Annotated in this window: 7 protein-coding genes; all 7 read left to right on the forward strand. The window is 37.5% G+C overall.

Annotated features, from left to right (window positions below; translation table 11 throughout):
- The first annotated feature begins 79 nt into the window (after positions 1-79).
- The 7 genes from tenI (at position 80) to AC1DSL_RS15140 (ending at position 5,977) form a co-directional block, all read left to right on the forward strand.
- Positions 80-691, forward strand: a complete 612-nt coding sequence (tenI, locus tag AC1DSL_RS15110; RefSeq protein ID WP_477532807.1) for a thiazole tautomerase TenI — start codon at positions 80-82, stop codon at positions 689-691.
- 34 nt (positions 692-725) lie between these two features.
- Positions 726-1,850, forward strand: a complete 1,125-nt coding sequence (gene thiO, locus AC1DSL_RS15115) for a glycine oxidase ThiO (RefSeq protein ID WP_477532808.1) — start codon at positions 726-728, stop codon at positions 1,848-1,850.
- 15 nt (positions 1,851-1,865) lie between these two features.
- A complete protein-coding gene (gene thiS, locus AC1DSL_RS15120; protein ID WP_036660091.1) occupies positions 1,866-2,069 on the forward strand; it encodes a sulfur carrier protein ThiS in 204 nt (67 codons plus the stop codon).
- A 2-nt stretch (positions 2,070-2,071) separates the two neighbouring features.
- Entirely contained in the window at positions 2,072-2,839 is a 768-nt protein-coding gene (locus tag AC1DSL_RS15125) for a thiazole synthase (protein WP_477532809.1), read from the forward strand.
- Positions 2,836-3,855 (forward strand): thiazole biosynthesis adenylyltransferase ThiF, encoded by a 1,020-nt coding sequence (locus AC1DSL_RS15130; protein ID WP_477532810.1) that lies wholly within the window; start codon positions 2,836-2,838, stop codon positions 3,853-3,855. The genes AC1DSL_RS15125 and AC1DSL_RS15130 overlap by 4 nt, the downstream gene beginning before the upstream one ends.
- A gap of 711 nt (positions 3,856-4,566) precedes the next feature.
- Positions 4,567-5,364, forward strand: coding sequence for a class I SAM-dependent methyltransferase (locus AC1DSL_RS15135; protein ID WP_477532811.1), 798 nt, complete (start codon positions 4,567-4,569; stop codon positions 5,362-5,364).
- Positions 5,365-5,491: 127 nt separating this feature from the next.
- Entirely contained in the window at positions 5,492-5,977 is a 486-nt protein-coding gene (locus tag AC1DSL_RS15140; RefSeq protein WP_477532812.1) for a hypothetical protein, read from the forward strand.
- Positions 5,978-6,126 lie beyond the last annotated feature (149 nt).

Below are 6,126 nucleotides of genomic sequence, written 5' to 3' on the forward strand. Positions count from 1 at the left end.
CAAACTGTGTTTTACTAATTTAATATACATTAGTTTATAAGTCAATCAACTTTAGGCTTTTCGAAAGGGGATAAAGAGTATGGATCATGCAAAACTACATGTCATATCAACTGGAAGACAGAAGCCAGAGCAATTAGCAGAAATAGCTGGGGCGATCCATCCATATATCGATGCCATCCATATCCGAGAGAAGTCGAAAACAGCCATAGAAATTTACAGATTAGTGAGTTTATTAAAGGACAATAAAGTCCCATTATCTAAAATAATTATCAACGATCGACTAGATGTGGCCTATGTGTCAAAGGTTGGAGGAGTTCAACTCGCCTATCATTCTATACCAGCTGATATTGTGAAAATACGGTTTCCAAGTTTAAGAGTTGGTTGTTCGGTTCATTCAATTGATGAGGCTCAAATTGCACAAGAACAAGGTGCAGATTATGTGATTTTCGGACATGTTTTCCCCACACAATCAAAGCCGGGATTAGTTTCAAAGGGTTTAGAGCAATTAGCCACCGTCTCTCATTCAGTTACTATTCCCGTATTTGCAATAGGCGGTATAAAACCGCTAAACGTTAGGGAAGTAATCGGAGCTGGGGCAAGTGGTATTGCTGTGATGTCAGGAATATTAGAAGCTGATAATCCGTTAGAGGCAGCAAAGGAATATTATCAAAAGCTAACGTCTATCAATTGACTTAATAATTTTCCAGGGAAAAAGGGGGGATTTGATGAGATATCAGTATGACGCAATCGTGGTGGGCGGTGGAGTTATCGGGGGAGCCATCGCTTATAATCTTGCCAAAAGAGGAATTAAGGTACTTTTGTTAGAAAAAGATCGACTTGCGAGTAAATCATCTGGAGCCGCTGCTGGAATGTTGGCCGCTCAAGCAGAATTGGATGGAGTGGGATCACTTTTTCAATTAGCTAGAAAAAGCAGAGCGATGTTTACAAGACTAGCAGATGAAATAAAAGGGACCAGTGGAATAGATATTGAACTCATAAATAAAGGCATGCTAAAGGTTGCCATTAATGAACAGGAACAACAGGAATATAAGAGATTCATTGCAATCCAGAGACAAAGTGGAGATCAAGCTGATTGGCTTACAGCTGAAGAGGTAAGAGAAAAAGAGCCTGCATTATCTCAAGATATTATTGGAGCAATGCTTCTTGATAAAGATGGTCATGTAGAAGCCCCCCAGTTAACTTTAGGGTTATTAAAGTCTGCAGCAGTACTTGGTGTGGTAATAAAGGAATACGTGGAAGTTTATGACTTTCAGTTCACGAAAGAGAGAGTTACAGGCGTTGTGACGAGTGAAGGTGATTTTACCAGTGAAAATGTCATAGTGGCAGGTGGTGCTTGGAGTAAGAGGTTACTTTCAAAAACAGGGATCCAGTTAGAAACCCATCCCGTAAAAGGTGAATGTTTTTCTATCGTAACACATCGTCCATTGCTAACTAGTACGATATTTTCGCATGATTGCTACCTCGTCCCCAAAAAAGGTGGAAGAATAATCGTTGGTGCTACCGTTAAACCAAGAACTTTTAACCCAAAAGTTACGATAGAGGGGATATCCTTTCTGATGGAAAATGCTAAAAAATTGATGCCGTCCATTTTGGAGGCAGAATTGGAGCAGACCTGGGCTGGAATTCGACCACAAACCGCTGACGGGTACCCGTACTTGGGGGAACATCCTGTATATAAAGGGTTATTCATCGCAACAGGACATTTTAGAAATGGAATATTACTTTCTCCAATAACTGGTGAGATTATCTCCGACTTGGTTGAAGGAAAGTCCACATCGGTAAATTTGACACCTTTTCGGGTAGATCGTTTGGTAAAGCAATTAGTTTAAGGGTGGGGTGAAAGAATGAAATTAGTGATTAACGGAGACAAAATCGAAGTCCCAAATACAGTGGAAACAATATCTAACCTGTTGCAGCATTTCGAATTAGAAAAGAAGGTTGTAATCGTTGAATGGAATAACACGATATTGGAAAAAGGATCGCATCAAGAAACCATACTATGTGATGGGGATAAAGTTGAATTAGTACATTTTGTAGGAGGCGGATGACGATGTTGAAAATTGGATCATATGAATTCATGTCAAGATTACTATTAGGTACAGGGAAATATCCAGACTTTGATGTTCAAAAGGAAGCAGTAGAAGTGTCAGGAACAGAGATATTAACGTTCTCTGTTCGTAGGATGAATGTATTCGAGCCAAGCCAACCAAATTTTTTAGAAAAGCTAGATCTTAATAAGTACATATTACTTCCAAATACAGCAGGTGCAAGTACAGCAGCAGAAGCGGTTCGTATTGCTAAATTAGCTAAAGCTTCAGGTCTTTGCGACATGATAAAGGTTGAAGTAATTGGTTGCCAAAAAACATTGTTACCGGACCCAATAGAAACATTAAAGGCATCAGAGGAACTGTTAAAAGAGGGATTTACGGTCCTACCGTATACGTCTGACGATGTTCTCCTAGCTAAACGACTAGAAGAATTGGGGTGTCATGCCATTATGCCAGGTGCATCACCAATTGGTTCCGGCCAAGGGATTATTAATCCGTTAAACCTCAGCTTTATTATTGAGCAAGCAAGTGTACCAGTTATTATCGATGCTGGAATAGGGACTCCATCTGACGCAGCCATTGCCATGGAATTAGGTGCGGATGGAGTGTTACTAAATACTGCAGTTTCAGGAGCAAATGACCCAGTGAAAATGGCGAAGGCAATGAAACTTGCGATTGAAGCGGGTCGTCTAGGATTTGAAGCAGGACGGATTCCGAAAAAGCGATATGCAACTGCGAGTAGCCCTACGGAAGGAATGAGTATGAGTTGAGTGAACGGTATTCACGACAAGAACTCTTCGTTCCAATTGGAGTAGAAGGACAATCAAAAATAGGGGAAAAACATGTGTTAGTAATCGGTGCGGGTGCACTTGGAACGGGAAGTGCAGAAGTGCTTGTGCGTGCAGGTGTTGGCAAGCTGACGATTGTTGATCGTGACTATGTGGAGTGGAGTAATCTCCAACGTCAGCAATTGTATACCGAAAATGATGCGAAGCAACGCATTCCAAAAGCAATTGCAGCGAGAGAACGTTTAGCGCACATAAATTCAGAGGTAGATATTGTTTCACATGTAATGGATGTCTCTGTAGAGGAACTAGTAATGCTTGTTAAAGATGTGGATTTAATCATGGACGCAACTGATAATTTTGATATTCGGATGATAATTAATGATATTTCCCAAAAGTATCAGATTCCCTGGATTTATGGGGCATGTGTTGGAAGCTATGGGATTACATATACGATCCTACCAGGAGAAACCCCTTGTTTACATTGTTTGTTACAAACTGTGCCAATGGAGGGGGTTACTTGTGACACTGTCGGAATAATTAGCCCAGCTGTTCAAATGGTCGTCTCCTTTCAAACAACAGAGGCATTAAAAATTTTAGTAGAAGATTATCAAGCTTTAAGAAAAAAGCTCGTTTCATTTGATTTATGGAAAAATCATCATGCTGCAATTAGCGTCGATAAGATGAAGAAAGAAAGTTGCTTATCTTGCGGTACACACCGTACGTATCCGTATTTAGCTTTTTCAAATCAAACAAAAACCGTCGCATTATGTGGAAGGGATACGGTTCAAATCCGACCACCTGAACCAATGGATAGAAATTTAGAGAGTTTGGCTAACGTCCTTTCGGGACAAGGAAGAAAGGTCTCACAAAATCCATATTTACTTTCTTTTTCAATCGGTAATCACCGCCTTGTTATTTTTAAGGATGGCCGGGTATTAATCCACGGAACAAAAGACATTGCCGAAGCTAGAACTTTATATCATCGCTATTTAGGTTGAGTTTTATTACTGAATGATCTTAAGGGTGTTAATAGAGTGCTTCCAACTGCCTGTGCTACTAGACTTGCAGCATCATCAATAAATTTAGGCGCAATATTAATTTCCATAATATCATCACCTTTCCATACTTATTATTGTACCCAAATTTTACTAACGGGTGCTTTAGTTAAACAAGACCATCATTTCGATGGTCTATTTTTACGTCCAATACATCAAGTAGAATTCGGCCATCCATTGTGAAATGTTACACTTAAACTAACGGGGCAGGATAGTTGAAAAGGAAAGGAAACTAAATTATTGGTAATTCGTAAATAATATAGAAGAACAAAAAGGTTACTAATTTTTTCGGAATGGAGAGATTTAAAGATGGAAGAAAAAGAGTGTCCTAAATGTAATAACAGTCAAATTGAAAAGGGTATTATTCGGTCAGGGAATGCAGTAGTTCATATGTTTTCCTACAACAATCCAAGAAGTCAATCATCACCAATATCCTCATTTTACTGCTCGAATTGTGGGTATGTGTTAGGCTTATATGTTGAGAATCCTAAAAATCTTGGAAAGTGATATTAAAGTATCGGGTGCTTTACTTCAATAAGGAGTGAAGCCTTTTTTCTTATTGAACTAACCGGGGCAGGTTAGTTCAACAGGGAGGTTATTCTCTATCACTCATAGAATAAATATTTTCTTACTACTTTTGGAGGTGAAGTTTGAATGAATCAAGAAGGTATTAGTAAGATAAACCAAGTTGGATGGAATCAATCTGTGTATCAAGCATGGGTTAATCGACATGGTTTACCTAATGAATATGCACAAAAACTAAAAAGAAGCCCTACCCAAGCTGTTTCATACTACATAAAGTATATGGGCGATGTAAGAGACAAAAAGATAGCTAATCTTTTAGGTTCAAAAGGGAATAAAGCTGTATCCTTTGCCTTATTAGGAGCTGACGTAACTGTTGTAGATATCTCAAAAGAAAATAGACGATATGCAGTGGAGTTAGCCAATGAGGCAGAAGTGAACATAAAATATATAGTTTCAGATTTATTAGAAATACCTGAAGAAGACAAGTTAGCAGATTTTGATTTTGTAGTATTAGAACTCGGTGTATTACACTATTTCGTTGACCTAATGCCCCTATTTAAGCTTGTTCATAATTCACTCAAATCAGGTGGGAAATTTATATTAAGGGATTATCATCCCTTTGCATCAAAGTTGGTTAATTTAGAAGGGAATAAAATGATTGCAGATGGCGATTATTTTGAAACAGAATTGGTGGATGTAGATGTTGCTTACAGCATTTTATTATCGGAAAAAGAAAGAGCTAAATTAATTAAAAATAAAATTCGAAGATGGACATTAGGTGAAATAGTAACTTCTATCGCTAAAGCAGAATTAAATATTGAAATCTTAGAAGAAGAATCAGGAATAAGGTGGGCATTTCCTTTCAATTCACCAGAAGGTATAGAGAAGAAAATTCCAGGCCTATTTACTATTATTGCTAATAAGTAAAGCATTTCTTGTTCAACTAACGGGTGCTTTAGTTAAAGATCATAGGGCTGATTATTCAGCCCTTTTTCTTATTGAACTAACGCAGCAGTTTAGTTGAAGAAACACTGAAAAGAAAGGGGCTGTAAAAATGAAATATTTATTATATGAATTGCATTTAGCTCAAAATATGGAGGGCACGAATGATGAAGAATTGGATAAATTAGATAATCAATGGATGGAAAATGCAAAAAAATACAAAGAGGTATTCAATACATTATCTGATAGAGTGCATCAAGATATTTTTAATCGTTTTAACTCTTGGGGGTTTCACGATTATAGACTTATAAAAATTGAAATTGAACATAAAAGTCTCCTTCACTCAAACATTCACTTCACTGTTTCCAGTGACGATGTTTGGATATTGAGTTTTGACAATGTCTCGTTCTTTCAATTTCAACACTTGAATTATGATAATGATAAACCTATTTACAATCGTGAAATAGATGACTGGTTGTATGAAGAATTATTACCAATTAACGAATCAACATTATCATTTGAAGTCATTTTGTCATCAGGAGGAAATATACTATTACACATCCAAGATAAATCGGTTTCGATGAAAAAGTTAAAATAGCTACTGCATTCATGTTCAACTAACGGATGCTTTAGTTAAAGGTCATATGGCTGATTGTCAGCCCTTTTCTTATTGAACAAACGGGGCAGGTTAGTTGAAGAAGGTATTTCAACATTCAATAAAGAATTTGATGTAAGGGGTGAAAACAT

This window comes from Paenisporosarcina sp. P4_D4 (genome assembly GCF_056401835.1).